This window comes from Vreelandella piezotolerans (genome assembly GCF_012427705.1).
GTDB lineage: Bacteria > Pseudomonadota > Gammaproteobacteria > Pseudomonadales > Halomonadaceae > Vreelandella > Vreelandella piezotolerans.
This window is the reverse complement of sequence record NZ_CP048602.1, coordinates 3,637,326-3,662,738: the sequence shown is the minus strand read 5'-3', so window position 1 is coordinate 3,662,738 and position 25,413 is coordinate 3,637,326. Positions and strand designations below refer to the sequence as shown.

The 25,413-nt window shown below is 59.5% G+C and carries 27 protein-coding genes; 9 read left to right on the top strand and 18 right to left on the bottom strand.

Annotated features, from left to right (window positions below; all coding sequences use genetic code 11):
- Positions 1-4: 4 nt before the first annotated feature.
- The 4 genes from phnE (GYM47_RS16800) to phnD are packed head-to-tail and all read right to left on the bottom strand — an operon-like array spanning position 5 to position 3,454.
- A complete protein-coding gene (gene phnE, locus GYM47_RS16800) occupies positions 5-814 on the bottom strand; it encodes a phosphonate ABC transporter, permease protein PhnE (protein ID WP_139526004.1) in 810 nt (269 codons plus the stop codon).
- A complete protein-coding gene (gene phnE, locus GYM47_RS16795; RefSeq protein WP_139526003.1) occupies positions 808-1,614 on the bottom strand; it encodes a phosphonate ABC transporter, permease protein PhnE in 807 nt (268 codons plus the stop codon). Before phnE (GYM47_RS16795) ends, phnE (GYM47_RS16800) begins: the two co-directional genes overlap by 7 nt.
- Complete coding sequence (gene phnC / locus GYM47_RS16790) at positions 1,601-2,407, bottom strand: phosphonate ABC transporter ATP-binding protein (protein ID WP_153843741.1); 807 nt, start codon at positions 2,405-2,407, stop codon at positions 1,601-1,603. Before phnC ends, phnE (GYM47_RS16795) begins: the two co-directional genes overlap by 14 nt.
- Positions 2,408-2,464: 57 nt before the next feature.
- Positions 2,465-3,454, bottom strand: coding sequence for a phosphate/phosphite/phosphonate ABC transporter substrate-binding protein (phnD, locus tag GYM47_RS16785; protein WP_153843742.1), 990 nt, complete (start codon positions 3,452-3,454; stop codon positions 2,465-2,467).
- A gap of 158 nt (positions 3,455-3,612) precedes the next feature.
- Between phnD and GYM47_RS16780 the strand changes: the two genes are divergently transcribed.
- On the top strand, positions 3,613-4,206 hold the full coding sequence (locus tag GYM47_RS16780) for a histidine phosphatase family protein (protein ID WP_153843743.1): 594 nt from the start codon (positions 3,613-3,615) through the stop codon (positions 4,204-4,206).
- Here GYM47_RS16780 and GYM47_RS16775 read toward each other — a convergent pair.
- The 8 genes from GYM47_RS16775 to hemE all read right to left on the bottom strand — a co-directional run bounded on the left by GYM47_RS16775 (position 4,203) and on the right by hemE (position 12,225).
- Entirely contained in the window at positions 4,203-4,595 is a 393-nt protein-coding gene (locus GYM47_RS16775) for a RidA family protein (RefSeq protein ID WP_139525999.1), read from the bottom strand. The genes GYM47_RS16780 and GYM47_RS16775 overlap by 4 nt on opposite strands.
- 97 nt (positions 4,596-4,692) lie before the next feature.
- Positions 4,693-5,421, bottom strand: coding sequence for an amino acid ABC transporter ATP-binding protein (locus GYM47_RS16770; protein ID WP_139526244.1), 729 nt, complete (start codon positions 5,419-5,421; stop codon positions 4,693-4,695).
- An 86-nt stretch (positions 5,422-5,507) separates the two neighbouring features.
- Positions 5,508-6,608, bottom strand: coding sequence for an amino acid ABC transporter permease (locus GYM47_RS16765; RefSeq protein ID WP_139525998.1), 1,101 nt, complete (start codon positions 6,606-6,608; stop codon positions 5,508-5,510).
- A 20-nt stretch (positions 6,609-6,628) separates the two neighbouring features.
- Complete coding sequence (locus GYM47_RS16760; RefSeq protein WP_139525997.1) at positions 6,629-7,819, bottom strand: amino acid ABC transporter permease; 1,191 nt, start codon at positions 7,817-7,819, stop codon at positions 6,629-6,631.
- An 84-nt stretch (positions 7,820-7,903) separates the two neighbouring features.
- Positions 7,904-8,929: an amino acid ABC transporter substrate-binding protein gene (locus GYM47_RS16755; RefSeq protein WP_139525996.1), complete on the bottom strand. Its 1,026-nt coding sequence runs from the start codon at positions 8,927-8,929 to the stop codon at positions 7,904-7,906.
- 213 nt (positions 8,930-9,142) lie between these two features.
- Entirely contained in the window at positions 9,143-10,165 is a 1,023-nt protein-coding gene (locus GYM47_RS16750; RefSeq protein ID WP_139525995.1) for an amino acid ABC transporter substrate-binding protein, read from the bottom strand.
- Positions 10,166-10,252: 87 nt separating this feature from the next.
- Positions 10,253-11,113, bottom strand: a complete 861-nt coding sequence (speE, locus tag GYM47_RS16745; protein WP_139525994.1) for a polyamine aminopropyltransferase — start codon at positions 11,111-11,113, stop codon at positions 10,253-10,255.
- A complete protein-coding gene (hemE, locus tag GYM47_RS16740; protein ID WP_139525993.1) occupies positions 11,113-12,225 on the bottom strand; it encodes a uroporphyrinogen decarboxylase in 1,113 nt (370 codons plus the stop codon). The genes speE and hemE overlap by 1 nt, the downstream gene beginning before the upstream one ends.
- A gap of 221 nt (positions 12,226-12,446) precedes the next feature.
- Between hemE and ribA the strand changes: the two genes are divergently transcribed.
- The 3 genes from ribA to GYM47_RS16725 all read left to right on the top strand — a co-directional run bounded on the left by ribA (position 12,447) and on the right by GYM47_RS16725 (position 14,974).
- Complete coding sequence (gene ribA / locus GYM47_RS16735; protein ID WP_139525992.1) at positions 12,447-13,082, top strand: GTP cyclohydrolase II; 636 nt, start codon at positions 12,447-12,449, stop codon at positions 13,080-13,082.
- Between the two features lie 165 nt (positions 13,083-13,247).
- Complete coding sequence (locus tag GYM47_RS16730; RefSeq protein WP_139525991.1) at positions 13,248-14,417, top strand: zinc-dependent alcohol dehydrogenase; 1,170 nt, start codon at positions 13,248-13,250, stop codon at positions 14,415-14,417.
- A 20-nt stretch (positions 14,418-14,437) separates the two neighbouring features.
- Complete coding sequence (locus GYM47_RS16725) at positions 14,438-14,974, top strand: hypothetical protein (protein ID WP_231125645.1); 537 nt, start codon at positions 14,438-14,440, stop codon at positions 14,972-14,974.
- Here GYM47_RS16725 and GYM47_RS16720 read toward each other — a convergent pair whose 3' ends face one another.
- The 5 genes from GYM47_RS16720 to GYM47_RS16700 all read right to left on the bottom strand — a co-directional run bounded on the left by GYM47_RS16720 (position 14,975) and on the right by GYM47_RS16700 (position 19,577).
- The gene (locus tag GYM47_RS16720) at positions 14,975-15,604 is read right to left on the bottom strand and encodes a glutathione S-transferase family protein (protein ID WP_139525990.1); all 630 of its coding nucleotides are present in this window, start codon (positions 15,602-15,604) and stop codon (positions 14,975-14,977) included.
- A gap of 68 nt (positions 15,605-15,672) precedes the next feature.
- Positions 15,673-16,434: a co-chaperone DjlA gene (djlA, locus tag GYM47_RS16715; RefSeq protein WP_139525989.1), complete on the bottom strand. Its 762-nt coding sequence runs from the start codon at positions 16,432-16,434 to the stop codon at positions 15,673-15,675.
- Between the two features lie 43 nt (positions 16,435-16,477).
- Positions 16,478-18,412 carry a 1-deoxy-D-xylulose-5-phosphate synthase gene (gene dxs / locus GYM47_RS16710; protein ID WP_139525988.1) on the bottom strand — a complete coding sequence of 645 codons (1,935 nt, stop codon included), beginning with the start codon at positions 18,410-18,412 and terminating at the stop codon, positions 16,478-16,480.
- Between the two features lie 2 nt (positions 18,413-18,414).
- On the bottom strand, positions 18,415-19,308 hold the full coding sequence (ispA, locus tag GYM47_RS16705; protein WP_139525987.1) for a (2E,6E)-farnesyl diphosphate synthase: 894 nt from the start codon (positions 19,306-19,308) through the stop codon (positions 18,415-18,417).
- Positions 19,302-19,577 carry an exodeoxyribonuclease VII small subunit gene (locus tag GYM47_RS16700; protein ID WP_139525986.1) on the bottom strand — a complete coding sequence of 92 codons (276 nt, stop codon included), beginning with the start codon at positions 19,575-19,577 and terminating at the stop codon, positions 19,302-19,304. Before GYM47_RS16700 ends, ispA begins: the two co-directional genes overlap by 7 nt.
- A 275-nt stretch (positions 19,578-19,852) precedes the next feature.
- Between GYM47_RS16700 and serA the strand changes: the two genes are divergently transcribed.
- Positions 19,853-21,097: a phosphoglycerate dehydrogenase gene (serA, locus tag GYM47_RS16695; protein ID WP_139525985.1), complete on the top strand. Its 1,245-nt coding sequence runs from the start codon at positions 19,853-19,855 to the stop codon at positions 21,095-21,097.
- Positions 21,098-21,196: 99 nt separating this feature from the next.
- Here the strand turns inward: serA and GYM47_RS16690 are convergent, their stop codons facing one another.
- Positions 21,197-21,886, bottom strand: a complete 690-nt coding sequence (locus tag GYM47_RS16690; protein ID WP_139525984.1) for a pirin family protein — start codon at positions 21,884-21,886, stop codon at positions 21,197-21,199.
- Between the two features lie 225 nt (positions 21,887-22,111).
- On the opposite strand from GYM47_RS16690, the gene trhO reads away from it, so the two are divergent.
- The 4 genes from trhO (at position 22,112) to GYM47_RS16670 (ending at position 25,367) form a co-directional block, all read left to right on the top strand.
- Entirely contained in the window at positions 22,112-23,071 is a 960-nt protein-coding gene (gene trhO / locus GYM47_RS16685; protein WP_139525983.1) for an oxygen-dependent tRNA uridine(34) hydroxylase TrhO, read from the top strand.
- A 107-nt stretch (positions 23,072-23,178) separates the two neighbouring features.
- Positions 23,179-23,979, top strand: coding sequence for an enoyl-CoA hydratase (locus tag GYM47_RS16680; protein ID WP_139525982.1), 801 nt, complete (start codon positions 23,179-23,181; stop codon positions 23,977-23,979).
- A 112-nt stretch (positions 23,980-24,091) separates the two neighbouring features.
- Positions 24,092-24,916, top strand: coding sequence for an IclR family transcriptional regulator domain-containing protein (locus GYM47_RS16675; protein ID WP_139525981.1), 825 nt, complete (start codon positions 24,092-24,094; stop codon positions 24,914-24,916).
- Between the two features lie 19 nt (positions 24,917-24,935).
- A complete protein-coding gene (locus GYM47_RS16670) occupies positions 24,936-25,367 on the top strand; it encodes a YqaA family protein (RefSeq protein WP_139525980.1) in 432 nt (143 codons plus the stop codon).
- Positions 25,368-25,413 lie beyond the last annotated feature (46 nt).

Below are 25,413 nucleotides of genomic sequence, written 5' to 3'. Positions count from 1 at the left end.
CCCGTTAAAGTACCTTACTGCGCAGCAGGCTGGTCACCGCTTCGCCGAGCAGTACCAGCACGATAATGGCGATGAGAATGGTCGCCACGGTTGGCCAGGCAAAGGTATCGATCGCGCCTTGCAGAATGACCCCAATGCCCCCTGCGCCTACCAAGCCCAATACCGTGGATTCACGAATGTTGATATCCCAGCGCAGCACCACGATGGCAAAAAAGGCAGGCATCACCTGGGGCACGATGGCGTAGGCCACGACTTTCGCTTTCGATGCTCCCGTCGCCTCCATGGCTTCCACGGGGCGGCGGTCGATCTCTTCGATGGCTTCGCCCATGAGTTTGCCGATAAAACCAATGGAACGAAAGACGATGGCCAGAATGCCCGCCAGCACGCCGGGCCCAAAAATGGCCACGAACAGCAGGGCCCAGATGATCGTATTCACCGAGCGGCTAGAGACCAAAATGAAACGGCCTAACCACAGGCAAGCGCGGTTAGGTGTGGTGTTTTGGGCCGCCATGTAGGCAACAGGTAAGGCTAGAAAAATCGTCAGGAACGTCGCCAGCGTGGCGATATGCACGGTTTCCATGAGCGCATTGAGAATACCGCTGAGTCCGACCGCGCTTGGCGGCCACATGCGCGCCCCGAGGTTCGATATTTGGTTGGGAGCATCCCACACCCAGGGCCAAAAAATATCGATATCACGCACGGCCCAAAACACCAGCATCAGCGTGGCGAGCAGGGCGGCGTAACGGATCAGCCGCTCTTTGCGGTCGTAACGCTGCCAAATACGGTCAGCGAGTAGCTGTTCGCGATCTACCATATTTTTTTCCTCACCCAGCCGCTGATCCCTTCGCTGAGCAGAATCACCGCGATAATGACCAGTAAGATGGCAAACGCAAAGTCGTAATCGTAGCGCCCAAAGGCATTCATCAAGGTGCCACCAATGCCGCCTGCACCGACGATGCCCACGACGGCAGAAGCACGCAGATTACTATCGAGCTGGTACATGGACAGACCGACTTGGCGTGGCAGAATTTGTGGGAACACCGCATAAAACAGCGTAACGAGATAGCCAGCCCCGGTCGAACGCATGGCCTCTACTTGGCCCCAGTCGATCTCCTCTATCTCTTCAGCGAGCAGCTTACCGACAAAGCCAATGGAGTAGAGTGTCAGCGTGAGTATTCCCGCCAGCGGGCCAAATCCCACGGCGGCAACGAACAGGATGGCGACAATCACGGGGTGAAAGCTACGCGAAATAATAATGATGCTGCGCCCTAACAGGTAAACAGGCAGCGGCGCGATATTACGGGCAGCCATCACCGCAAATGGAATCGAGAGCAACACCCCTAATAGCGTGGCGAGAATGGCAATTTGAAAGCTCTCTTTAAACCCGGTGAGCAGTAGCTCATAGCGCTCTAGGTTCGGCGGAAAACCGCCGCTAAAAATGCGCGCCGCGCGGGGGAGACCCTCCGAAATACGTTCCCAGTTAAAGGGCAGCGAGCCAAACGCCCACACCAGATACCCTACTGTCATCACGAGTAATCCGTAGCGCAGCAGTGGGTTGGCGATAAACGGTGGCTTTTTCCAGGCTCTAGGCGTGGGCGGGTTAGACGGCGTCATGGCGCGCCCCCTCCACGGCGGTGCCCGGCGTCTCGGTGATGGCATCGTCCGGCGCTTCGATGCCGCCATAAATGGCGTCCAACGCGTCTTTATTAAAATCGGCAGGCTGCCCATCAAAAATCATCTTGCCGTGACGCAGGCCCACGATGCGCTCGGTATAGGTTTTGGCTTGGGCGACGTTATGGATGTTGATCAATACCGGCAGCGACAGCTCGCTCGCCAGGCTCTGTAGCAGCATCATGATTTGCTCGGAGGTGCGCGGGTCCAGCGAGGCGGTGGGTTCATCTGCCAGCAGCACGTCCGGCTCTTGCATCAAAGCACGTACAACGCCCACCCGCTGGCGCTCGCCACCAGACAGCTCGTCTGCGCGCTTGTTAGCGTAGTGGGCAATGCCTACGCGTTCCATGAGCACAAACGCACGCTCGATATCGGCGGGTGGGTAGCGGCGTGAAATGGCCTGGTAAAAGCTGACGTAGCCTAGCCGCCCTGCCAGCACGTTCTCCATCACGGTTAACCGATCAAGTAAGTTGAATCCTTGAAACACCATGCCAATTTTACGGCGTGCCCGGCGCAGTTCGGCCCCTTTCAGGTTCACAAGTTCGGTGCCATTGAGTTTGATTGAGCCAGAGGTGGGCTCTACCAAGCGATTGATACAGCGCAACATGGTACTTTTACCGGCGCCGGAGGCACCTACGATAGACACCACGCTGTTGCCCTCCACCTTCAAATCGAGGCCTTTCAGCACGGCCTCGCTGTGGCCATATCGTTTGACCAAATTCGTGATTTCCAGCATGTGTTCGCATCCATCGAAAGACGAAGAACCGCGCCGCGACAAGCGGCGCAGCACGCGTTACTCCAGGTTGTCAGGCGTGTAGGTCACGCCATTGGCGGCCTGAATGGTGCGAATCACCTGCCAGTTGTCTTTGTAGGTGATGGGGATGAACTTCTCGACGCCTTCGAATTCGTCACCTAGCTCGGTGCCCACGAAATCGAAAGTAAAAAACGCTTCTTCGATTTTCTCTACTAGGTCAGGATGTAGGTTATAAGCGTAGTTATACGAGGTAGTGGGGAAGCGATCGGATTCGTAGATCAGTCGAACATCGTCGGTATCGTAAAGGCCACGCGCGGCCATGCGCTCGACGACTTCAGAGGCGACCGGAGCAGCATCGTAATCTCTGGCTACCACGCCCAGCATGGATTGATCGTGGCTACCGGAGTAAACCACCTCGTAATCCTCTTCCGGCGTGATGCCCAGCTCGGGCAGGAGCGCTCTCGGCGCTAAGTTGCCCGAGTTCGAAGTGGGCGAGGTATGCGCCACGCGCTTCCCTTTCAAGTCTTCCAGCGTCTCGATGTCCGAGTCGACGTGGGTAAATAGCTGCAGGGTGTAACCGAACTGGCCGTCATCAGAGCCCATCAGCGCAAAGGGCACGGCACCGGCTAGGTTGACCGCAAACGGCGTTGGGCCAGTAGAGAACCCCGCGATATGAAGACGACCGCTGCGCATGGCTTCTACCTGGGCGGCATTCGACTGCACCGCAAAGAAGCGCACATCGCGCCCGGTGACGTCCGATAAGTGGTCGATAAAGGGCTGCCAGATATCGGAATAAATGGCGGGATCTTCCACTGGGGTATAGGCAAAAATCAGCGTGTCGGGGTTGGCCCATTCCGACTCATCGGCCGGGCGGTCGGCGACCATGTCACCATTTTCGTCGCAGTAAAGGGTGTCCAAGTCGCCCCGCTCGCATTCGGCGTAGGCATGGCTGGAGAGTAACGCAAGGGGAAGTAGCGAGATAGCCGTGAGCATGGCAAGCGGACGCTTGCGCAGATGTAGCGTTTTCATAGTCAGCCTCTTACGTGCATTATTGTTGTCGCGTATGCCCACTGCTGCGTCGCAAGTGTGTGCTTCGATCAGCGTCTGTTTCGCAAATGGACATTTAAAAGCGCAGATGTTTATTTTTCGAAAACGAGCATCTTCAATCTAGGGTTTGTTACAAAGATATGTCAAACACTTTCCTGACCCCCTCCTACCATTGGCGAAACCGCTATCTGCTGATGCGCCATGGCCATAGCCAGGCCAACGCTCAGGGGAAAATCATCAGCTCTCCGGAGCAGGGCCTGGCGAACTACGGGTTATCAGAGCAGGGTGAACAGCAACTCGAGGAAGCGCTGGCGCAGTGGTCCTGGCCGGTGCCGACACAGATCGTGCATTCGGACTTTTTACGTACGACACACACCGCCGCCCGAGTGGCCGCCGCGTTTGGGGTGGGAATGCAGCAAGAGGCGGGCTTGAGGGAGCGCCACTTTGGCGAATTGGAGGGGCAGGCGGATAGCCACTACCCAGACGTGTGGGCCTTCGATGCCAAGAGCGCCGAGCATACCCAGTGGCAGGTAGAGCCGGTTAGCCGAGTAGCAGCCCGGATGTGTGCCGTGCTGGAAGCGTTGGAGCAGCGCTTTACTAACGAAACGGTGCTGATCGTCAGCCACGGCGATCCGCTACAAATTCTGCTCACGGCGCTGGCGGGCAAGCCGCTGACACAGCATCGGGAGCAGCCTGCGCTGCTACCCGCCAGCATTACCCTCGTCGGCGGTTAAGCACCCTCTTTGGGGGGAATCCAGGCGATCATATCCACCTCCACATCCGCGCCGCCCGCAAGCCCAGTCACGCCGATGCAGGTGCGGGTGGGCAGCGGCTTGTCGAAGTAGCTGGCGTAGACCCGGTTCACTTCATCGAAGTGGCCCATATTGGTGATGAACACCCGCGACTGCACCACGTACTCGAAGCGACTGCCGACCTCTTCCAGCACGATGGCCAGGTTTTGCATCACCCGGTGGGTTTGTTCGGTAAAGGTGCCCAGCAGCATCTCGTTGGTTTCCGGCACCGTGGGCATCTGGCCGGTGATGAACACCAAATCCCCCACGCGGCAGGCGTGTGAAAACGGCGCAATGGGTTGCGGTGCACGATCGATAAATAGCTTTTCCATGATGACTCGCTCGTTGTGGTGTTGTGGCGTAGAAACCCCATAAAAATGGGCCTCATAGGAGGCCCAGGTTCAGCACTGTGGGGCGCTGTAAGCTGACTTAATGCCCCAGAATCTGGCTCAAGAAGAGCTGGGTACGCTCGGACTGCGGGTTGTTGAAGAACGGCTCCGGCGCGTTCTCTTCGATGATTTGTCCTTGGTCCATGAAGATCACGCGGTCGGCCACGGTCTTGGCGAAGCCCATTTCATGGGTCACGCAGAGCATGGTCATACCCTCTTCGGCCAGTTCGATCATCACGTCCAGTACTTCCTTGATCATCTCCGGGTCGAGGGCCGAGGTGGGCTCGTCGAACAGCATGACGTCCGGGTGCATACATAGCGAGCGGGCAATCGCTACCCGCTGCTGCTGGCCGCCGGAGAGCTGGCCGGGATACTTCTTGGCCTGCTCGGCAATACGCACCCGCTCCAGATACTGCATGGCCATGGCTTCGGCCTCTTTGCGGGGCTTCTTCTGTACCCACATTGGCGCGATACAGCAGTTTTCCAGCACCGTGAGGTGAGGGAACAGGTTGAAATGCTGGAATACCATGCCGACGCTGCGGCGAATCTGCTCGATGCGTTTGACGTCTTGGGTCAGCGGTACGCCACCCACCACGATCTCGCCTTTTTGGTGCTCTTCTAGGTGATTGATGCAGCGGATCATGGTGGATTTGCCCGAGCCAGAAGGCCCGCAAATGACGATCCGCTCGCCGCGTTTCACTTCCAGGTAGATATCCCGCAGCACGTGGAAATCGCCGTACCACTTGTTCACGCCGCGCATTTCGACCATTAGGTCAGAGGGGCTGGTGCCAGGGGTGTTGGTCGCTGCTTGAGTCATGTCACTATCCTGCTAAAAAATCGTTGATAAAAGCGGCGTTAGCGCTTGTGGCCGGTATGCAGCTTGCGTTCTAGGTACTGGCTGTAGCGCGACATGCTGAAACAGAAGATCCAGAACATGAAGGCGGCAAACACGTAACCTTCCAACGAGAAGCCGAGCCAGCGTGAGTCGGCTAGAGCCGCTTGCACGATCCCCAAGAGGTCGAAGAGGCCGATGATCATGACCAGGGTGGTATCTTTGAACAGCGAAATGAACGTATTCACGATGCCTGGAATCATCATCTTCAACGCCTGGGGAAGGATGATCAGCCCCATGCGTTTCCAGTAGGTCATGCCGAGAGCCGCTGCCGCCTCTTCCTGGCCTTTAGGGATGGCCTGTAAGCCCCCGCGAATGACCTCCGCCATGTAGGCGCTTTGGAACAGCGTCAAGCCGATCAAAGCGCGCACCAGGCGGTCGACGCTCATATCCGAAGGAAGGAACAGCGGCAACATCACCGAGGCCATGAACAGCACGGTGATCAGCGGTACGCCGCGCCAGAATTCGATAAATACCACGCAAAAGCTTTTGACGATCGGCATGTTCGAGCGACGTCCCAACGCCAGTACGATGCCGATCGGTAGCGCGCCTACCATGCCCACAGTGGCCAGCAGCAGCGTTAGCATCAGGCCGCCCCAGCGGTGCGTAGGCACCTGGGGAAGGTCGAAGTAGCCGCCGTAAAGCAGTACGAACGAGATAATGGGGAATGCCACCAGCGCAAAGATGGCCACCCAGCGCTTGAAAGGCAGCTTGGGAATCGCCAGCCAGCCAATCAGCGTAAAGAACATGGCGAACACGATATTGGCGCGCCAGATCTCTGAACTGGGATATAGGCCATAAATAAACTGCGTCAAACGTGCGTTGATGAAGACCCAGCAAGCGCCTTCCCGTGAGCAGTCGTCGCGTGTGGTGCCTACCCAATCGGCGTTGATGAACGCCCACTGCACGGTAGGCACGACGAGCAGATAGAGGATATAGAGGCCGATTAACGTGAAGATCGTATTGATCGGCCCGTTGAATAGGTTCGTTCGCAGCCAAGCAATCGCGCCAACGGAGTTGCTGGGCGCTGGCCGCTGTTCGATCATCGTTTGATTATGAATCATGTGTGGCTCCTCGCCTCAGCCTAGCGTTCAACCAGCGCCACGCGGGCGTTGAACCAGTTCATGAACATCGACACCAGCAGGCTGATCGTCAGATACACCGCCATGGTCATCGCGATGACCTCGATGGCCTGGCCCGTCTGATTCAGCGTGGTGCCTGCAAACACCGACACGAGGTCCGGATAGCCAATGGCCGTGGCCAGCGACGAGTTTTTGATCAAATTCAGGTATTGGCTGGTGAGCGGGGGGATGATGACCCGCAATGCCTGAGGAATGATGACGAGGCGCAGCACCAGGTTGCGCGGCAGACTCAGTGCCTGCGCCGCTTCGGTTTGGCCATGTGAAATGGCCTGAATACCGGAGCGCACGATCTCGGCAATGAACGACGCCGTGTAGATCGAGAGTGCGAACCACAGCGCCAGAAACTCAGGAATCACCGTGATGCCGCCGCGGAAGTTGAAGCCACGCAGCTCGGGCATTTCCCAAGTAATGGGTACGCCAGTGGCCAACATGACCAACAGGGGCAGCCCAAAGATCAGTACAAAGGAGATCCAGTAAGCGGGAATTCGCTGCCCCGTGGCTTCCTGACGGCGTTTTGCCCATATCACCAGCGCAATACTGGCCGCGATGGCGATCACGAAGGTGACAGGAATCAGCCCGAAGCCCGATTCGAACAGCGGCTCAGGTAGATAAAGCCCGCGTACGTTAAGAAACACGGCCTCGCCGAACGCGAGGCTTTCTCGAGCGCTGGGGAGCGCCCGCAGCACGGCAAAGTACCAAAAGAAAATCTGCAGCAGCAGCGGAATGTTACGAAAGGTTTCGATATACGCGGCGGCTAGCTTGGCGATCAGCCAGTTGGGCGATAGACGAGCGATACCGACGATAAAGCCAATGATGGTGGCGGCAATAACGCCCAACCCACCCACCAGCAGCGTATTCAGCAGGCCAACGAAGAAGGTGCGGCCATAGGTGCTTTGGGAAGAGTAGTCGATCAGACTCTGAACGATCCCAAAACCGGCGGTATTACTCAGGAAGCCAAAACCTGTGGTGATACCCCGTGAGGAGAGGTTGTCTTGCACGTTGCCGACGATATAGAACAGAAAAGCGATGACAGCGGCAATCAGCAGACATTGAAAGATGAGCGCACGTTTGGCGCGGTCTCGCCAGAACGGTGGCTTTTGGCCAACGGGGCGAGCGTTAGGTCTTACGGACATGGGTGGCGTCTCCGCGATACGGAAGGTCAATCAAATGGCCCGCCATGACCAAAAAGGGTGGCGGGCCGGGGTCAAGCGAGACGCTTAGCGAATCGGCGGTGCGTACTGGAAGCCGCCTTGGTTCCACAGGGCGTTGACACCGCGTTCGATTTCCAGCGGTGAACCCATACCTACGTTGCGCTCGAAGCTTTCACCGTAGTTACCCACTTGGCTCAGGATGTTATAGGCCCAGTCGGCGTCAAGACCCATGCCTTCACCATAGTTGCCGTCCTGGCCGAGTAGACGCGCTACGTCCGGGTTATCGGAGCTGAGCATCTCTTCTGCGTTCTCGCTGGTCACGCCGTACTCTTCACCGTTGATCATGGCGAACAGCGACCACTTCACGATGTTGAACCACAGATCGTCCCCCTGACGTACGACCGGGCCCAGCGGCTCTTTGGAAATGACGTCGGGCAGAATCATCGCGCCCGACGGGTCGTCGAGCTGAATGCGCAGGGCCGCCAGCTGAGAAGTGTCAGACGTCAGAACGTCACAGCGGCCAGCCTGGAAGCCACCTACGGTTTGCTCGGAGGTATCGAAAACGATGGGGTCGAACTCCATTCCGTTGGCACGGAAGTAATCAGCCAGGTTCAGCTCGGTAGTGGTGCCTGATTGAATACAAATCGCCGCGCCATCCAGCTCGGCCGCGCTGGTGATACCCAGGTCGCGAGAGACCATGAAGCCCTGGCCGTCGTAGAAGTTAACGCCGGTGAAGTTCAGACCCAGGGTAGTGTCGCGGGTCGTGGTCCAGGTGGTGTTACGAGACAGAACGTCCACTTCGCCGGACTGCAGCGCGGTGAAACGCTCGACGGCGTTCAAAGAGATGTAGTTGACGGCATCGGCGTCGCCCAGTACCGCAGCGGCCACGGCACGGCATACGTCAACGTCGAGGCCCTGCCAGTTACCGTTATCGTCCGGGGCGGAAAAACCTGGCAGGCCGTCGCTGACGCCACACTGTACGGCACCACGTTCGCGGGTATCTTCCAGCGTATCGGCTTGGGCGGTCGCCACGCCCGCAAGAGAGATGGCGCCTGCGGAGGCCAGAAGTACCAGGTGTTTCTTATTGATCATGTTGTGTTCCCCTTCCTCGATTTAGTGTCGTTATGCATGGTGATGCATCACTAAAAGCTAGCAAGGAAGGTGCCAAAAAAGATATGTCGTCAAATTCAGCGCTTTTCAACGTAAAATCAGCGAATTTAACGAAGGTCTTGGTGCAAAAAAGTGCGCCAGCGGCTACGCACTGCGCCTTTTTGGTGCGCAGCCGCTGGCGAGTGACCGAGCGCACTAGCGAATGGGCGGCGCGTACTGAATGCCCCCATCTTTCCACAGGGCATTCAGGCCACGGGCAATGTTGAAGTCGGAGTGGGTGCCCACGTTGCGTTCATAAATATCCGCATAGTTACCGACCTGTTTGACGATTTGGTAAGCCCAATCTGATTGTAGGCCCATGGCCTCACCAAAATCACCGTCTTGCCCAAGCAGGCGCATCACATCGGGATTTTCTGAGCTTAGCTGCTCATCCACGTTGGCTTGGCTGACGCCCAGCTCTTCGGCATTCAGCATGGCAAACAGTGACCACTTCACGATGTTGAACCACTGATCATCGCCTTGGCGTACGGCGGGGCCTAGCGGCTCTTTAGAGATGATTTCCGGTAGGACGACGGCCATGTTGGGATCGGCCAGTTGAATGCGCTGGGCGTAGAGCTGCGAGGCATCCGAACTCAAGACGTCGCAGCGGCCTGCTTCGAAGCCCGCAATCGACTGCTCGGGTGAATCGAACACCACCGCATCGTAGGTCATGTCGTTGATACGGAAGTAGTCGGAAAGATTGAGTTCGCTGGTAGTGCCCGACTGCGTACACACCGCCGCGCCATCCAGCTCTTGCGCGCTCTGCACGCCCAAGTCGCTGGCCACCATGAAGGCTTGGCCGTCGTAGTAGCTCACACCGGTAAAGTGCATGCCCAGTGTGGTGTCGCGGCTAGACGTCCAGGTGGTGGTGCGAGAAAGGACATCTACTTCACCTGATTGCAACGCGGCAAAGCGCTCCACCGAATCCAACGGCACGAAGTTGACCTTGCTGGCATCACCCAGCGCGGCGGCCGCCACGGCACGGCACACATCGGTATCCAGACCGCGATACTCGTCGTTATCGTCTAAGGACGAAAAGCCGGGCTGAGCCGCGTTGACGCCGCAGCGCACGCTGTCGCGCTCTTGCACCGTTTGTAGCGTATCGGCCATGGCCGTGGGTACCCATAGGGCGGGCGCTAACAGGGTGACTCCCCATCCAAACCAACGCGTGGTGTTCATTTGTTATTCCTTAACGTGGCGCGCACGATGATTGGCGCATAAAAAAGCCGGGCAGAGCCCGGCCAGATACCTAGCGTAGCTGCCCGCTTATGCGAAGGCTTTACGCATAAAGGGCGGCAGCGCCAGGGCACCCCGGTGGGCATCTACTGTGTAGTACTGTAGCGGCATTTCATGATCGGCGGCAGCCTCTTCGCGGAAGCTTTCAACGCTGGTCGCTTTACCGGCCAACGTCACGCTCCACCAACCCGAGGGATACACCGGTTGGGGGAAGGGTAGCGTGGCGACGCTATCGAAGCCTGCTTCGCGCATGTCGTTGCGCAGTTCGCGGATGATCGAACCGCTATGATAAAGCGGCGATTCGCTCTGCTGTACCATCACCCCGCCGCTTTTCAGAATACGGTGGCAGCGTTTCAAGAAGTCGGTCTTGAACAGGCCTTCGGCAGGGCCGACCGGATCGGTGGAGTCGATGATCAGCACGTCGATGCTCTCGTCGGCGGCGTCGTCGACCCACTTCACGCCGTCGGCAAACAGCAGCTCGGCGCGGGGGTCGCCGTTGGCTTCCACCAGCGACGGGAAAAAGCGCTCAGCCGCCTTGGTCACTTCTTCATCAATATCGATCTGGGTGACCTTCTCGACGCCCGGATGGCGCAACACTTCTTTCAAGGTGCCGCAGTCGCCGCCGCCAATGATCACCACCCGCTTGGGGTCTTGATGGGTGAACAGCGCCGGGTGGGCAATCATTTCGTGATACAGGAAATTATCGCGATCGGTCAGCATCACGCAGCCATCCAGCACCATCAGGTGGCCGTAGGTCTCCGTGGCGTAGACTTCCAGGTGTTGGTAGGGGCTCTGTACATCCAGCAGTTTTTCGGTGACTTTCAGCGAGAAAGCGCTGCCATGGCTATCGAAGACTTCGGTAAACCACTGGTCGTCGCGTAGGTCGCTCATTACTTGGCTCCTGGGCATTGATCGTTCGTTTGGGTCGGAATGCCCTGATGGTACTGCGGGCTTAGGTCGTGCAGCGCCTCCATGAAGGCGGTGACGTGATCGGGGTTGGTGAACTGGCTGATGCCGTGGCCCAAGTTGAATACATGACCCGGACCGTGGCCGTAACTTTCCAGCACGCGTGCCACTTCGGCGCGAATGGCCGAGGGGCGGGCAAACAGCACGTTGGGGTCCAGGTTGCCCTGCAGGGCGACTTTATGGCCCACGCGTGCACGAGCATCGGATAGCTCGGTCGACCAGTCGATGCCTAGGGCATCGGCACCGGCACAGGCGATATGCTCCAACCACTGTCCGCCGTTTTTGGTGAACAGGATCACCGGCACGTGGCGGCCGTCATGCTCGCGGATCAACCCGGAGACGATCTGCTCCATATAGCGCAGCGAGAACTCTAGATACGCCGGCGTGGAGAGCGCGCCACCCCAGGTGTCGAAAATCTGTACGGCCTGAGCGCCCGCACGAATCTGCGCATTCAGATAGTCGGTGACCGCCTGCGCCAGGGTATCCAGTAGCTGGTGCATGGTGTCCGGCGTGTCGTACAGCATGGTTTTCAGATGACGGAAATCCTTGCTGGAGCCGCCCTCGACCATATACGTCGCCAGCGTCCAAGGGCTGCCGGAGAAGCCGATCAGCGGCATGCGGCCATTCAGCTCGCGGCGGATAGTGGACACCGCGCGCATCACGTAGTCCAAATCGCGCTCGGCGTTCGGCACGGTCAGTGCCGCTACTTCTTCCGGCGTGCGCACGGTCTTCTTGAATTTGGGGCCTTCGCCGGTTTCGAAGTAGAGGCCCAGCCCCATGGCGTCGGGGATGGTCAAAATGTCCGAGAACAGAATCGCGGCGTCGAGCGGGTAGCGCTCCAGCGGCTGAAGGGTGACTTCGCAAGCCAGGTCATGATTGCGGCACAGGTCCATGAAACTACCCGCGTCGGCGCGGCTGGCGCGGTACTCCGGCAGGTAGCGTCCTGCTTGACGCATCATCCACACCGGAGTGCGGTCAACGGGCTGGCGAGCCAGCGCGCGAAGAAAACGGTCGTTTTGCAAAGGTGTGGTGGTCATAAACACTTGCTCTTGAGAAATTTGCCCGCATTGTAAGGGAGTCATTCTACCTGAAGATAGGAATTGTACGTGAAGATCGCCGGGGATGGCGGCGCAAACCGTGGCCAACATCGTCGTACCCTGCGAAGACCGTGAGGCCCGCGCGGCTTCCTGATAAACTGTCCGCCCACTTCGCCAACACTGGTGTGGTTAACTGGTTTGGTTAATCAGCGAGGAAACCTGTGACCATTCGCTTCATTGCTGCCTCTCGGCTGCCCACTCCCTGGGCCACATTCACTATGCATGGCTTCGAAGACGACGCCACGGGTAAGGACCACATCGCCTTGACGTTGGGCGATGTGAGCGGCGGCGAGCCGGTACTAGGGCGCGTACACTCCGAGTGCTTGACGGGCGATGCGCTGTTTTCCATGCGCTGCGACTGCGGCTACCAGCTGCAAGAAGCGCTGAAGCGCATCGCCGAAGAGGGGCGCGGCGTGCTGCTCTACTTGCGTCAGGAGGGGCGGGGTATTGGGCTGCTCAATAAAATCCGTGCCTATCATCTGCAAGACCAGGGGGCCGATACCGTAGAGGCCAATGAGCAACTCGGTTTCGGTGCCGACATGCGCCGCTACGACCTCTGCGTCCCGATGCTCGACCACTTGGGCATCACCGCGCTTAAGCTGATGACCAACAACCCTCGTAAGGTGGATGCGTTGAGTCGCGATGGGGTAAACGTCGTCGAGCGGCTGTCGATCACCACTGGCTTGAATCCCCACAACGAGCAGTATCTTTCCACCAAGGCGGGAAAGCTTGGCCATATGATGGCGCTGGACGACTTTACCCAAGCCAGCGATGTGGATATCGAGCGCAAAGGCTAAGTAGCTAACCTTTATTGATCGCGTTTTTAATCTAAGTTGCCCGTTAAAAGCGCGTTTTTCTTCGAACGTGCAATAACCTGCTTTTCTTAACTTTGGTTGTTGGGTGTCTGAGCTATGGTGATACGTAGCAGGACGCTATATGCACCTTAGTCAGGAGAAGCCGTCATGAAAGCATTGTGCTGGCACGGTAAGAACGATGTTCGTTACGACACCGTGCCCGACCCCGCAATCGAACATCCCCGCGACGCCATTATCAATGTGAGTAGCTGCGCCATCTGCGGCTCTGATTTGCACCTTTACGACCATTATATGCCCGGTATGTCCTGTGGCGATGTCCTCGGCCACGAGTTCATGGGCGAGGTGATGGAGGTGGGCAGCGAGACGAAAAACCTCAAGGTAGGCGACCGGGTGGTGGTGCCTTTCACCATTTTTTGTGGCGAATGCGAGCAGTGTCAGCGCGGTAACTACTCGGTTTGCGAACGCTCCAATCGTAACAAGTCTCTGGCAGATAAAGTCTTTGGCCATGGCGGTGCTGGACTATTTGGCTACTCTCAACTCACTGGCGGCTATGCAGGCGGCCAAGCCGAGTTTGTGCGGGTGCCCTTCGCCGATACCACCCACATTAAAGTGCCCGATACGCTCACCGATGAGCAGGTGCTGTTTCTAGGCGATATCTTTCCCACCGGCTGGCAGGCCGCCGTGCAGTGTGACATTCAGCCCACCGATACCGTCGTGATCTGGGGCGCAGGCCCGGTTGGTCAGTTCTGCGTTCGCAGTGCGGTACTGTTGGGCGCCAAGCAGGTCGTGGTCATTGATAACGTGCCCGAGCGACTCTCGATGGCTGCTGCCGGCGGTGCGATTCCGCTCAATTTTGCCCACGAGAGCGTACTCGGCCGATTGCAGGAGCTGACTCACGGTAAAGGGCCTGAAAAGTGCATCGACGCGGTGGGGCTAGAAGCCCACGCCACGCGCTCGCTGGACTCGGTCTACGACCGGGTAAAGCAGGCCATGTGGTTAGAAACCGACCGCGCTCACGTGTTACGTGAAATGATCTACGTCTGCCGTCCGGCCGGTATTCTATCCATTCCCGGGGTGTATGGCGGGTTGGTCGATAAAATTCCTATGGGGGCACTGATGAACAAAGGCCTCACCGTGCGCACCGGGCAAACCCACGTCAACCGCTGGACGGACGATCTGTTACGGCGTATCGACGAGGGACAAATCGATCCTTCGTTTGTGATTACCCACGCGGTGGATTTGGCCCAGGGGCCTGAAATGTATCAAACCTTTCGAGATAAACAGGATGGCTGCGTCAAAGTCATACTGAAACCGTGATGCTACCCAGGGAGGAGTGCATGAACACACCGATGAAACGCCATTCCCGCTCATCAACACGCTCGATGTCACCAGCGGACAAGCTGGCCAGAGGTTTGGGGTGGTTAAGCCTAGGGATGGGGTTGTATCAGTTAGTGGCGCCGCGTCGGCTAGGCCGAGCGCTGGGAATGCCGCAGCGGCACAATAAAATACGCGCGTGCGGTGCCCGCGGAGTCGTCAGCGGCATCGGCGCGCTGTCTGATAATCCGACCCGCGCGATATGGAGCCGCGTGGTGGGGGATGTGCTCGACTTTTCAGCGCTTACGTTTGCCTTGAAGCGTCACCCGTCGCATAAAGAGAACCTTTATTTGGCACTCACCGCCGTAGGCGTGCTGACGATAGTGGATTATGGCTGCGCCAAAGCGCTGAGCCAACGCCATGCCTATCAAGGCGGTATCACCCCAGATTATAGCCAGCGAAGTGGTTTTCCGGGGGGCTTGAAGAGTGCCTGGGGTGCCGCCCGCGCCGAAGAGGGTCAGGCGCAGTTGCCACCCCGGCTTCCTGCGCCTCATGCGTGATTATTGGTTCGCTTGCGCCGCTGCTTGCTCTTTTTCGGCGGCGCGGGCAAGCGCTGGGCGATTGGCGTGGCGGGCGCGATAGGCCACCAGCGGCTCCGGCAAGCGATGTTTCATGCTTGTGGCCCAAGTGAGCGTGTGCGTTAAGAACAGATCCGCCAACGTGAAGGTATCGCCCACCAGATTTTCCTGGCCACGATAGCGGCGCTCGAGCGCGAGCAGGGCTCGCTGGAATTCCCAAGCGGCGGTGGGTAGCACTGAAGGGACGCGCTTGTCTTGAGGCAGGGCGAATTTGTGCTTGGCTTGCAGCCACAGTGGCTGCTCGATCTCGGTAACGATGAAACTAAGCCACTGGTCGACCTGTGCGCGTTCGGTCTCGTGCTGTGGCAGCAGTTGCCCCTCGCCATATCGCTCGGCGAGGTAGCGGCAGATGGGGGCTGACTCGAATAGCGTTAGCTCCCCGTCTTCCAGTACCGGTACTTTGCCATCCGGATGGCGGGCGAGATGCTCGGTGCTTTGCCCTTCGCCTTTATCCAGCGCAACGTGGTGGCACTGGTATGGCAGACCCAGCTCTTCAAGCGTCCAGGCGGCTCGTAAAGAGCGGGAGTTGGGAAAGCTGTATAGCGAGATCATTCGTCGGCTCCAGGCAGTACCGTGAAGCTTTCAATGTAGCGACTCCCTTGCCGTCTGTCACGGACCGACTATTGGCCGCGGGCTGCGCGGATACGTTCGTAAGCGTTGCCGATTTCGCTAGTGCGTGCCTGGGCGACGTCGCGCATGCTCTCCGGCAGCCCTTTGCCGGCCAGTTTGTCCGGATGGTTTTGGCTCATCAGGCGACGATACGCTTTCTTGATCTCGGCGTCGCTGGCATCTTCCGATACCCCAAGCACGCGGTAGGCATCTTTCAACGCCTCCTCGCTGGCGCCTTGAGAATTGGCCGCCGCACCGTGCAGCATGGCTTCGATTTGCTGCACCTCGGCATCGCTACAGCCAACGCCGCGAGCCACACGCAGTATCATCTCGTGCTCGGCAGGGTGCAGCACGCCATCGGCGGCAATGGCGCTCAATTGAACCTGCAAAAAGACTTGACGAAGTACCGGCTGGCGCTGGGTCAGGCGGTTGACCTTGGCCAGCTCCGCTTCCAGATCGAAATCATCGGCGCGGCCACGCTCGAAGGCCGCGCGCGCTTTGGCGCGGTGTTCACCCTGCAAACGCATCTGATCGAAGAGCTTTTCGGTCACGCCGAGCTCGCCTTCGGTAACCTTGCCGTCCGCTTGGCACAGGCAGCCCATCACCGAAAAGATCGACTCCAAAAAGCCTTCTTGAAGCTGCATGCGAGCTGCGTGCAAGCGACGACTAATGCGCCGTCCCAGCCACCAACCTAGGCCCCCACCCACCAGGAGGCCAATGGGGCCCCCGATGGCGAGGCCAATCAAACCAAACACAATGATTAGAAATAACATAGAGATCTCGATAGTTTATATTCACGTGGGGTGCGCATGAACGTTACGGCAGCCGGGCACGAATGGCGCGCTCGATACCTTCCGCGTCCAGGCCACAGTCGCGCAGTAGCTCGGCGGGCGTGCCGTGCTCTACGAAGGCATCTGGCAGGCCTAGGTTAAGGACTTCCACTTGAACGCCTTCGGCGTTGAGCAGCTCGTTGACTGCGCTGCCTGCACCGCCCGCAACGACGTTCTCTTCCAAGGTGACCAGCAGCTCATGTTCGTCCGCCGCGTGAAGCACCGCGTCGCGGTCCAGCGGCTTTACGGAACGCATGTTGATATGGGTGGCATTGAGCTTCTCAGCCACGTCGGCGGCGGCACTGTTCACGCTGCCAAAGGCCAGCAGCGCGATGCGCACGCCGTCGCTGGTGCTCTCGCGACGCACCTGGGCCTCGCCAATCGCCAGCGGCTCTAGGTGCTCTGGAATGACGGCCCCAGGACCGGTGCCGCGGGGGTAGCGCACGGCGGCTGGTCCAGGATGGTAGTAGGCGGCGCTGAGCATGGCGCGGCATTCGGCTTCATCGGCAGGCGCCAGAATCACCATGCCCGGCACGCAGCGCAGAAACGAAAGATCCATGCTGCCGTGGTGGGTGGGGCCGTCTTCGCCCACGAGACCTGCACGGTCGATAGCGAACGTCACGTCCAGATGTTGCACCGCCACGTCATGAATCAGCTGGTCGTAACCGCGCTGCAGAAAGGTGGAATAGATCGCCACCACCGGTTTCATACCTTCACAGGCCATCCCTGCGGCGAGAGTCACCGCGTGCTGCTCGGCGATCGCCACGTCAAAGTAACGCTGGGGATACGTTTGCGAGAAGCGTATCAAGTCCGAGCCCTCACCCATGGCAGGTGTAATGCCCATCAGGCGTGGGTCGGCGGCGGCCATATCGCACAGCCAGTCGCCGAACACGTTGCAGTACTTTTTCTTGGGGGCGTTCTTCGGCGCGCTGGGGCTGGCCGGTTTGCTCACCAGCGGGGCGCTCACGGTTGCGCTGGTTTTTTCCAGCTTCGTGATCGCATGGTAGCCAATCTGGTCCGCTTCGGCGGGCAGGAAGCCTTTCCCTTTGACCGTTTTGATATGCAGAAACTGCGGCCCTTTCTGGTCGCGCAGGTTACGCAGCGTTTGGGTCAGCGCTTCCAAGTCGTGACCGTCGATGGGGCCGACATAGTGAAAGCCCATCTCTTCGAATAGCGTGGCGGGACTGACCATGCCTTTCATGTGCTCTTCGGTACGTTTGGCAAGCTCCAGCGCGCCGGGCAGGTGCGAGAGCACCTTTTTGCCCTCTTCGCGCATTTTGAGGTAGGGCTTGCTGGAGAGCACCCGAGCAAGGTAGGTGGCAATGCCGCCGACGTTTTCGGAAATCGACATTTCGTTGTCATTGAGCACGACCAACAGATTGGCATTGACGTGGCCTGCGTGAGCCAGCGCTTCGAACGCCATTCCCGCGGTCAGCGCGCCGTCGCCAATGATGGCGCATACCTTGCGCGGGTCTCGCTGCGCTTGGGCGGCCAGAGCCATGCCTAGCGCGGCAGAAATCGAGGTGCTGGAGTGGCCCACGCCAAAGGTGTCGTACTCGGACTCGGCTCGACGTGGAAATGCCGCCAAGCCGCCGTGCTGGCGAATGCTGAGCATGGCATCGCGCCGCCCAGTGAGGATTTTATGCGGGTAGGCCTGATGGCCCACGTCCCATACCAAGCGGTCTTTCGGTGTGTGAAAGGCGTGATGCAGCGCGACGCTGAGCTCGACAACGCCTAGCCCGGCACCAAAGTGGCCGCCGGTAACGCCGACACTGTAGAGCAAGTAGGCACGCAGCTCGTCGGCGAGCTGGGCGAGCTGCTTGGCGTTCATGGCCCGCAGCGCGGCGGGGTGGTCAAAGGAGTCGAGCAGTGGCGTCGCCGGGCGCTCGCGGGGTATCTCGTCGAACAGCTTCATAGGCATCGTTAGTGGTCGCGCTCGATCATATAGTGGGCAAGGTCGGCCAGGGGTGCGGCCTGCTCGCCTAGCGGGGCGAGGGCGGCAATGGCCTCGTCAATAAGCGTGTTCGCTTTACGCTGCGCCCCTTCCAGACCCAGCAAGCTGGGATAAGTAGGTTTGGCGCGGGCAGCGTCAGCGCCGGACATTTTGCCCAGCGTGGCGGTGTCACCCGTCACATCCAGGATGTCGTCATGAATCTGGAAGGCTAGCCCAATGGCGCGGGCGTAGCGAATCAGCGCCGCCAGGCGCGGATCGTGGTCATCCACGGCGACGAGCCCCCCTAGCCGGACGGCAGCGACGATCAGCGCGCCGGTTTTATGGGCATGCATGTGGGCCATGGCCTCGGCATCCGGGTGGCCGCCCACGGCGGCCAGATCCAGCGCTTGCCCCGCCACCATACCGTCACGGCCCGAGGCGACTGCCAGGGTAGTGACTAGTTGGCTCAGGCGAGGAGATGGGCGACTCGCGAGCACTTCGAATGCCAGCGCTTGCAGGGCATCGCCCGCCAAAATGGCGGTGGCCTCATCAAAGGCTTTGTGCACCGTGGGCTGACCGCGCCGCAAGTCGTCATCGTCCATGGCAGGCAGGTCGTCGTGAATCAGCGAGTAGGCGTGAATCAGTTCGATGGCGGCCGCTGGCGCGTCAAGGTCGTCGTCGCTCGCCCCGAGGGCTTGGCCCGCTAAATAGACCAGCAGTGGACGTAGGCGCTTACCACCGACCAGCAGGCCGTGGCGCATGGCGGCTTCCAGGCGCGCATCGACGGCGGGGCGAGCGTCGAACAGAGCGGCAAGCGTCGCGTCGACACGGCGGCTGCTGGCGTGGCGCAGCGTGGTAAGCCGGGAAGCTTGAGCCGTTACCATGGCGGCGTCTCCTCGCTGTCATCGCCTGCTTCCGAGGTGCTGGCAAAGGGAGCGACGTCGAGTTTGCCGTCGGCATCTTCGCTCAGCGCCCGGACCTTCAGCTCGGCGCTGTCGAGCCGCTGCTGGGCGTCGCGGGTGAGTCGTACGCCTTGCTCGAAGGCGGTCAGCGCATCTTCCAATGAGAGTTCGCCGGACTCCAGGCGTTCCACAATGGTCTCGAGTTGGGCCACCGTTGCGGCAAAATCGTGTGGGGGTGTCGTGTCGCTCATCGGGCAGTGCCTACCGTTTTCCGGGCGCCCTAGTGTCCGCCAGGGCGACGAGTGTGGCTGCGTGCTGTCAAATAAACGCACAGTATACACCGAGGCGAGGGGGCGGCGTCTGCCCTCACCATGGGTTGATTGATCGACTTGCGCTGCGTTCATCTTGAAAGCGCACACTTTTCATCACACCAGGCCGCCGAGAGCGCCAGCGGCTGTGCTACCATATGCGCCTCCCGTGAACCGATACACGGCGCATGCCGCCGACCATAGAGGTTGATTCAGCCATGGCCAAAACGTCCCTGGAAAAGAGCAAGATCAAGATCCTGCTACTCGAGGGCGTCCACCAAAGCGCGGTGGACAATTTTCACAACGCCGGTTACGAGAACATCGAGCTTCTGCCGACCTCGCTGGATGAAGAGGCGCTGATCGAGAAGATTCGCGATGTTCACTTCATCGGTATCCGCTCCCGCACGCAGTTGACTGAGCGCGTGTTCGAGGCGGCCGAGAAGCTGGTGAGTGTGGGCTGTTTCTGTATCGGTACCAACCAGGTCGACCTGGATGCGGCGCTCAAGCGCGGTATCGCGGTCTTCAACGCGCCGTACTCCAACACACGCTCGGTGGCTGAGCTGGTGCTGGCCGAAGCGATCATGCTGCTGCGCGGTATCCCCGAAAAGAATGCCCGTGCTCACCAGGGGGGCTGGTTGAAATCGGCGAAAAACTCCCACGAGGCGCGTGGCAAAACCCTCGGTATCGTGGGGTATGGCAGCATTGGCGCGCAGCTCTCCGTATTGGCCGAATCCTTGGGCTTCAACGTCATTTACTACGACGTGATTACCAAGTTGGGTATGGGGAACGCTAATCAGGTAGGCAGCCTGGAAGAGCTACTCGGCCGCGCTGACGTGGTCAGCTTGCACGTGCCGGACTTGGCCTCGACCCGCTGGATGATCGGTGCCAAAGAGATCGCGGCCATGAAGGACGGAGCGATTCTGATCAACGCCGCCCGCGGCAGCGTAGTTGAGATCGAGCCGCTTGCCGAGGCGATCAAAGCGGGAAAACTCAATGGCGCGGCCATCGATGTCTTCCCAGTCGAGCCGAAGGGCAACGACGAAGAGTTCCAAAGCCCGCTGCGTGGCCTGCACAACGTGATTCTGACGCCACACATCGGTGGTTCGACGTTGGAGGCTCAGGAGAATATCGGTATCGAAGTCTCCGAGAAGCTCATCACTTACTCGGACAACGGTACCACGGTCACCTCGGTCAACTTCCCCGAAGTGGCGTTGCCCGCCCATCCGGACAAGCACCGTCTGCTGCACATTCACGACAACGTGCCCGGCGTGCTTTCTCAGATCAACCGCGTGTTGTCGGAAAACGGCATCAATATTTCGGGCCAGTATCTGCAGACCAACGATAAGGTCGGCTACGTGGTCATCGATGTCGATAAAGCCTACGGCCCGCAGGCGCTGGAAGCGCTGAAGGAAGTGGAACACACGCTGAAGATTCGTGTGCTCTACTCGGCGCAAAATAGCTAAGCAAGCAAAATAGCTAAGTAAATAGTGAGTTAGCGCTTGTCACCAAAACGGCCCCGCAGGGGCCGTTTTGCGTTTCATCAATGACCTAACAAGACGTTATCAGGCTAGATCGAACAGCAGCACTTCGCTGGCGTCGCTGCTGGTGAGCTCGACGTGCTCATCCGGCGTAAACGCAGCGGCATCGCCGGTGGTGAGCCGTTCGCCGTTCACCTCGATGGTCCCTTTCACCACATGTAGCCATGCGTAGCGTGAGGGCGGTGTCGTGAGGTGGTCCCCGGCGCTTAGCAGGCTGGCGTAAAGGTTGACGTCTTGGTTCACGCTCACCGAGCCATCACGGCCATCGGGGGAGAGGACCAAACGCCACTGGCCCTGCCGCTCGGCGCTGGGGAAGTGCTTCTGTTCGTAGCTGGGCCGAATGCCACGCTGGGCGGTTTCGATCCAGATTTGCAAAAAGTGAAGGCCGTTTTCCTGGGAGTGGTTGAACTCGCTGTGCAGGACGCCGGTACCCGCCGACATGCGCTGCACGTCGCCAGGGCGCATGACTTCGCCATTGCCCATGTTGTCTTTGTGCTCCATCTCGCCTTCGAGCACGTAGGAAATGATCTCCATATCCCGGTGGGGGTGGGCACCAAAGCCGTGGCCGGGTGCGACGCGATCTTCGTTGATCACCCGCAGCGCACGGAAGCCCATATGGTTGGGATCCATATAGTTGGCGAAGGAGAAGGTGTGGTAGGAGCGCAGCCAGCCGTGGTCCGCGTAGCCCCGCTCGTTGGAACGACGAATCTTCATGAAAGCACCTCAATGACGGAGTCGAGTTGCCGTCTACTATACGACCGAGTGTGTGCGTCGTGGGATGAAGCTTTCTCAATGATGGCGTCGAAATAATCGACGATTGACACGTCTTTGATCTGGGTCAGCCTCGCCGAGATGCGCCGAAGGCGCACTTTTTGCTATCATACGCGCGTTCATTTAACCCGGTCCGCCCTTTGCGAGGGCGACTACCAGGAGCACGCCATGACGACCCCGACCCCAACGCCGCCCATCGTGGTGGCGGCGCTGTACAAATTTGTTACTCTGAACGATTTCGAAGCGCTGCGCGAGCCGCTGCGTCAAACGATGGTCGATAACGACGTAAAAGGCACGCTGCTGCTCGCCAAAGAGGGCATCAACGGCACCGTGGCTGGGAGCCGCGAGGGCATCGACGCCCTGCTGGCCTGGCTGACCGCCGACCCGCGCCTGGCCGATATCGACCACAAAGAGTCGTTTTGTGACGAGCCGCCGTTCTATCGCACCAAAGTAAAGCTCAAAAAAGAGATCGTGACGCTGGGCGTGCCGGGTATCGACCCGAACGACACCGTGGGCACCTATGTCGAGCCAGAGCACTGGAACGCTATTATTTCCGACCCGGACGTACTGGTCATCGATACGCGCAACGACTACGAAGTGTCGATTGGCAGCTTCGAGGGGGCGATCGACCCAAAAACCACCACCTTCCGCGAGTTCCCGGAGTATGTCCGCGAGCACTACAATCCGGAACAGCATAAAAAAGTCGCCATGTTCTGCACCGGCGGTATCCGCTGCGAAAAAGCCTCCAGCTTTATGCTGAAAGAGGGCTTCGAAGAGGTCTACCACCTGAAAGGCGGCGTGTTGAACTATCTGGAAAAAGTACCGGAAGAGCAGTCGCTGTGGCGGGGCGAGTGCTTCGTGTTCGATAACCGAGTCACCGTGCGTCACGATCTTAGCGAAGGCGAGCACGAGCAGTGCCACGCCTGCCGGATGCCGATCTCCCAGGAGGATATGCAGTCGTCGGCCTACGAGCCAGGCATCAGCTGTCCCCACTGCATCGACTCGCTGCCCGAGAAAACCCGCGCCGCCGCCCGCGAGCGTCAGCGTCAGATCGAGCTGGCCAAAGCGCGCGGCGAACCTCACCCGCTGGGTTACAACCCTCGCCAGGACGCCCGCGAGAAGGCGTAACCCAGAGGTGGCCTGCCGCCGACCGGGAGGCCACTTTGGTCGTAGCGCGCCCTCGGCGGCCCCAGCAAGCGCTAGACTGGGTAGCCACATCTGCCCAGGAGCCTGCCATGTCGCCCACTCATGCATCCCCATCCAACGACTGCCTAATGCGCACCGCGCAGGAGGGCGTCGTCACCCTCACGCTCAACCAGCCCGAGCGCTTCAATGCGCTCTCAGAGGCGATGCTGGACGCGCTGCAAACGGCGCTGGATGACATTGCCCAAGACGATCGGGTGCGCTGTGTGGTGCTAGCGGCCAACGGCAAGGCGTTTTGTGCAGGCCACGATCTGAAGCAGATGCGCGCGAACCCCGACGAAGCATACTACCAAGCGCTCTTCGCGCGCTGTGGCCAGGTGATGCAAAGCATTGTTCATTGTCCTGTCCCTGTGATTGCCAAAGTACAGGGCATCGCGACCGCCGCCGGCTGCCAGCTCGTCGCCAGCTGCGACTTGGCCGTGGCCGCCAGCAGCGCCCGCTTTGCCGTCTCCGGCATTAACGTGGGCCTGTTTTGCTCGACGCCCGCCGTAGCGCTCTCGCGTAATGTTCCCCGTAAACGCGCCATGGAGATGCTATTGACCGGTGACTTCATTAGCGCCGACACCGCCGCCGAGTGGGGGCTGATCAATCGTGTTGCCGAAGAGGGCGAGCTAGACAGTGCCGTGGCGTCGCTAACGGCCAGCATTGGTGGTAAAAGCGCGGTGGCGGTGCGTACCGGCAAAGCGATGTTTGCCCGCCAGCTCGCTATGCCGCTGGAAGAGGCCTATGCCTTTGCGGGCGACACCATGGCGTGCAACATGCTGGCCGAGGATGTGGCAGAAGGCATCGATGCGTTTATCGAAAAGCGCGCGCCTCGCTGGCAGCATCGCTAGTACACGCTGCTAGCCATTGGTGGAATTTGTTTCCGTAAACGCGACAGCGCCCCCTGCGGCGCGTTATCCTGCTGGCTTTTTACGTATTGAGCGCCGTCAGGAGAGTAGTCAGGTGAGTGAAGCCAAGCGCAGATCAGTCGGACGTCCGGCGGGAGCCACGAAAGCGAGCGGAGGGCATAGCCAATCGTTGGTGCGTGGCCTCACGCTGCTCGAATACCTATCCGCTAGCCCGCTGGGCCTTGCACTCTCGGAGCTGGCGGAGATGGCCGACTTGGCCCCTTCGACCACCCATCGCCTGCTGCAAGCGCTACAAGGCCAGGGCTTCGTGACCCAGGAGAGTGACCAGGGCCTGTGGCGTATCGATGTCAAAACCTTCCGTATTGGTAACAGTTTTCTAGAGGCCCGCGACGTGGTGGCTAAAAGTCGCCCCTTTTTACGCCGCCTCACCGCGGAGACCGGTGAGACGGCCAATCTAGGTATTCGCGACGGGGCCACGGCGGTCTTTCTTGCTCAAAACGAGTCTCCGCAGATGATGCGCATGATTACGCGCTTGGGCTCCCGCGCCCCACTGCACGCCTCCGGCGTGGGCAAGGCGCTGCTAGCGTGGACGAGCGAAGAGGAGCGTAGTGCACTGCTGGAAGGCGGCTATGAGCTGGCACGCGTCACGGAGAACACCCTCTACCGAACGGACTCGCTGCAGACAGAAATGGCCGACATTCGTGCCCAGGGCTTTGCCTGTGATCGAGAAGAGCACGCCATTGGCCTGCACTGTGTGGCGGCCTGCATCTTCGATGAGCACGCCACGCCGCTGGCCGCCATCTCTGTCTCGGGCCCCATGGCGCGTATCCCCGAAGAGCGCCTGCTCGTGCTCGGTGCGCTAGTGCGCCAGGTCGCGTCAGAGATCACGCAACAGCTGGGGGGGCAGTTGCCCCGCTGAGCGAGAGAGGACGCGTAACGTGTTCAGCCTGTTTTGGGTGGCGCTGGCGAGCGCCACGCTGCTACCCGGTGGCTCGGAAGTGTGGCTGGCGCGGCTATGGTGTGTGGGCGAGCCTGCGCTGGCGTTGTGGGCTGTGGCTACCGTGGGTAACACGCTGGGCAGTTTGATCAATGTGGCCCTGGGCCGCTACGCTCGTCAGTTTCAAGATCGCCGCTGGTTTCCGGCGTCGCCTGAGGGGCTGGCCCGCGCCGAGCGCTGGTATCACCGCTTTGGTGAGGCGAGCCTGCTGCTGTCTTGGTTACCCGTGATTGGCGATCCGCTCACCGTGCTGGCAGGGGTGATGCGCCTTGCTTGGTGGCGGGCGATGTTGTGGATCGTATTGGCCAAAGGGGCGCGTTACGCTCTGTTGATCACCATGGCTCAGCAGTGGTTAGCCCCTTACTGCCACTGAAGGTTACCTTGTCTTATATGGCGCGCAAAAAACAGTCGCGTTAACG

What these genes read in the sequence shown, in the direction of transcription:
- phnE (WP_139526004.1), bottom strand. Translation starts at nt 814, where the DNA reads ATGGTAGATCGCGAACAGCTACTCGCTGACCGTATTTGGCAGCGTTAC.
- phnE (WP_139526003.1), bottom strand. Translation starts at nt 1,614, where the DNA reads ATGACGCCGTCTAACCCGCCCACGCCTAGAGCCTGGAAAAAGCCACCG.
- phnC (WP_153843741.1), bottom strand. Translation starts at nt 2,407, where the DNA reads ATGCTGGAAATCACGAATTTGGTCAAACGATATGGCCACAGCGAGGCC.
- phnD (WP_153843742.1), bottom strand. Translation starts at nt 3,454, where the DNA reads ATGAAAACGCTACATCTGCGCAAGCGTCCGCTTGCCATGCTCACGGCT.
- GYM47_RS16780 (WP_153843743.1), top strand. Translation starts at nt 3,613, where the DNA reads ATGTCAAACACTTTCCTGACCCCCTCCTACCATTGGCGAAACCGCTAT.
- GYM47_RS16775 (WP_139525999.1), bottom strand. Translation starts at nt 4,595, where the DNA reads ATGGAAAAGCTATTTATCGATCGTGCACCGCAACCCATTGCGCCGTTT.
- GYM47_RS16770 (WP_139526244.1), bottom strand. Translation starts at nt 5,421, where the DNA reads ATGGTCGAAATGCGCGGCGTGAACAAGTGGTACGGCGATTTCCACGTG.
- GYM47_RS16765 (WP_139525998.1), bottom strand. Translation starts at nt 6,608, where the DNA reads ATGATTCATAATCAAACGATGATCGAACAGCGGCCAGCGCCCAGCAAC.
- GYM47_RS16760 (WP_139525997.1), bottom strand. Translation starts at nt 7,819, where the DNA reads ATGTCCGTAAGACCTAACGCTCGCCCCGTTGGCCAAAAGCCACCGTTC.
- GYM47_RS16755 (WP_139525996.1), bottom strand. Translation starts at nt 8,929, where the DNA reads ATGATCAATAAGAAACACCTGGTACTTCTGGCCTCCGCAGGCGCCATC.
- GYM47_RS16750 (WP_139525995.1), bottom strand. Translation starts at nt 10,165, where the DNA reads ATGAACACCACGCGTTGGTTTGGATGGGGAGTCACCCTGTTAGCGCCC.
- speE (WP_139525994.1), bottom strand. Translation starts at nt 11,113, where the DNA reads ATGAGCGACCTACGCGACGACCAGTGGTTTACCGAAGTCTTCGATAGC.
- hemE (WP_139525993.1), bottom strand. Translation starts at nt 12,225, where the DNA reads ATGACCACCACACCTTTGCAAAACGACCGTTTTCTTCGCGCGCTGGCT.
- GYM47_RS16730 (WP_139525991.1), top strand. Translation starts at nt 13,248, where the DNA reads ATGAAAGCATTGTGCTGGCACGGTAAGAACGATGTTCGTTACGACACC.
- GYM47_RS16725 (WP_231125645.1), top strand. Translation starts at nt 14,438, where the DNA reads ATGAACACACCGATGAAACGCCATTCCCGCTCATCAACACGCTCGATG.
- GYM47_RS16720 (WP_139525990.1), bottom strand. Translation starts at nt 15,604, where the DNA reads ATGATCTCGCTATACAGCTTTCCCAACTCCCGCTCTTTACGAGCCGCC.
- djlA (WP_139525989.1), bottom strand. Translation starts at nt 16,434, where the DNA reads ATGTTATTTCTAATCATTGTGTTTGGTTTGATTGGCCTCGCCATCGGG.
- dxs (WP_139525988.1), bottom strand. Translation starts at nt 18,412, where the DNA reads ATGCCTATGAAGCTGTTCGACGAGATACCCCGCGAGCGCCCGGCGACG.
- ispA (WP_139525987.1), bottom strand. Translation starts at nt 19,308, where the DNA reads ATGGTAACGGCTCAAGCTTCCCGGCTTACCACGCTGCGCCACGCCAGC.
- GYM47_RS16700 (WP_139525986.1), bottom strand. Translation starts at nt 19,577, where the DNA reads ATGAGCGACACGACACCCCCACACGATTTTGCCGCAACGGTGGCCCAA.
- serA (WP_139525985.1), top strand. Translation starts at nt 19,853, where the DNA reads ATGGCCAAAACGTCCCTGGAAAAGAGCAAGATCAAGATCCTGCTACTC.
- GYM47_RS16690 (WP_139525984.1), bottom strand. Translation starts at nt 21,886, where the DNA reads ATGAAGATTCGTCGTTCCAACGAGCGGGGCTACGCGGACCACGGCTGG.
- trhO (WP_139525983.1), top strand. Translation starts at nt 22,112, where the DNA reads ATGACGACCCCGACCCCAACGCCGCCCATCGTGGTGGCGGCGCTGTAC.
- GYM47_RS16680 (WP_139525982.1), top strand. Translation starts at nt 23,179, where the DNA reads ATGTCGCCCACTCATGCATCCCCATCCAACGACTGCCTAATGCGCACC.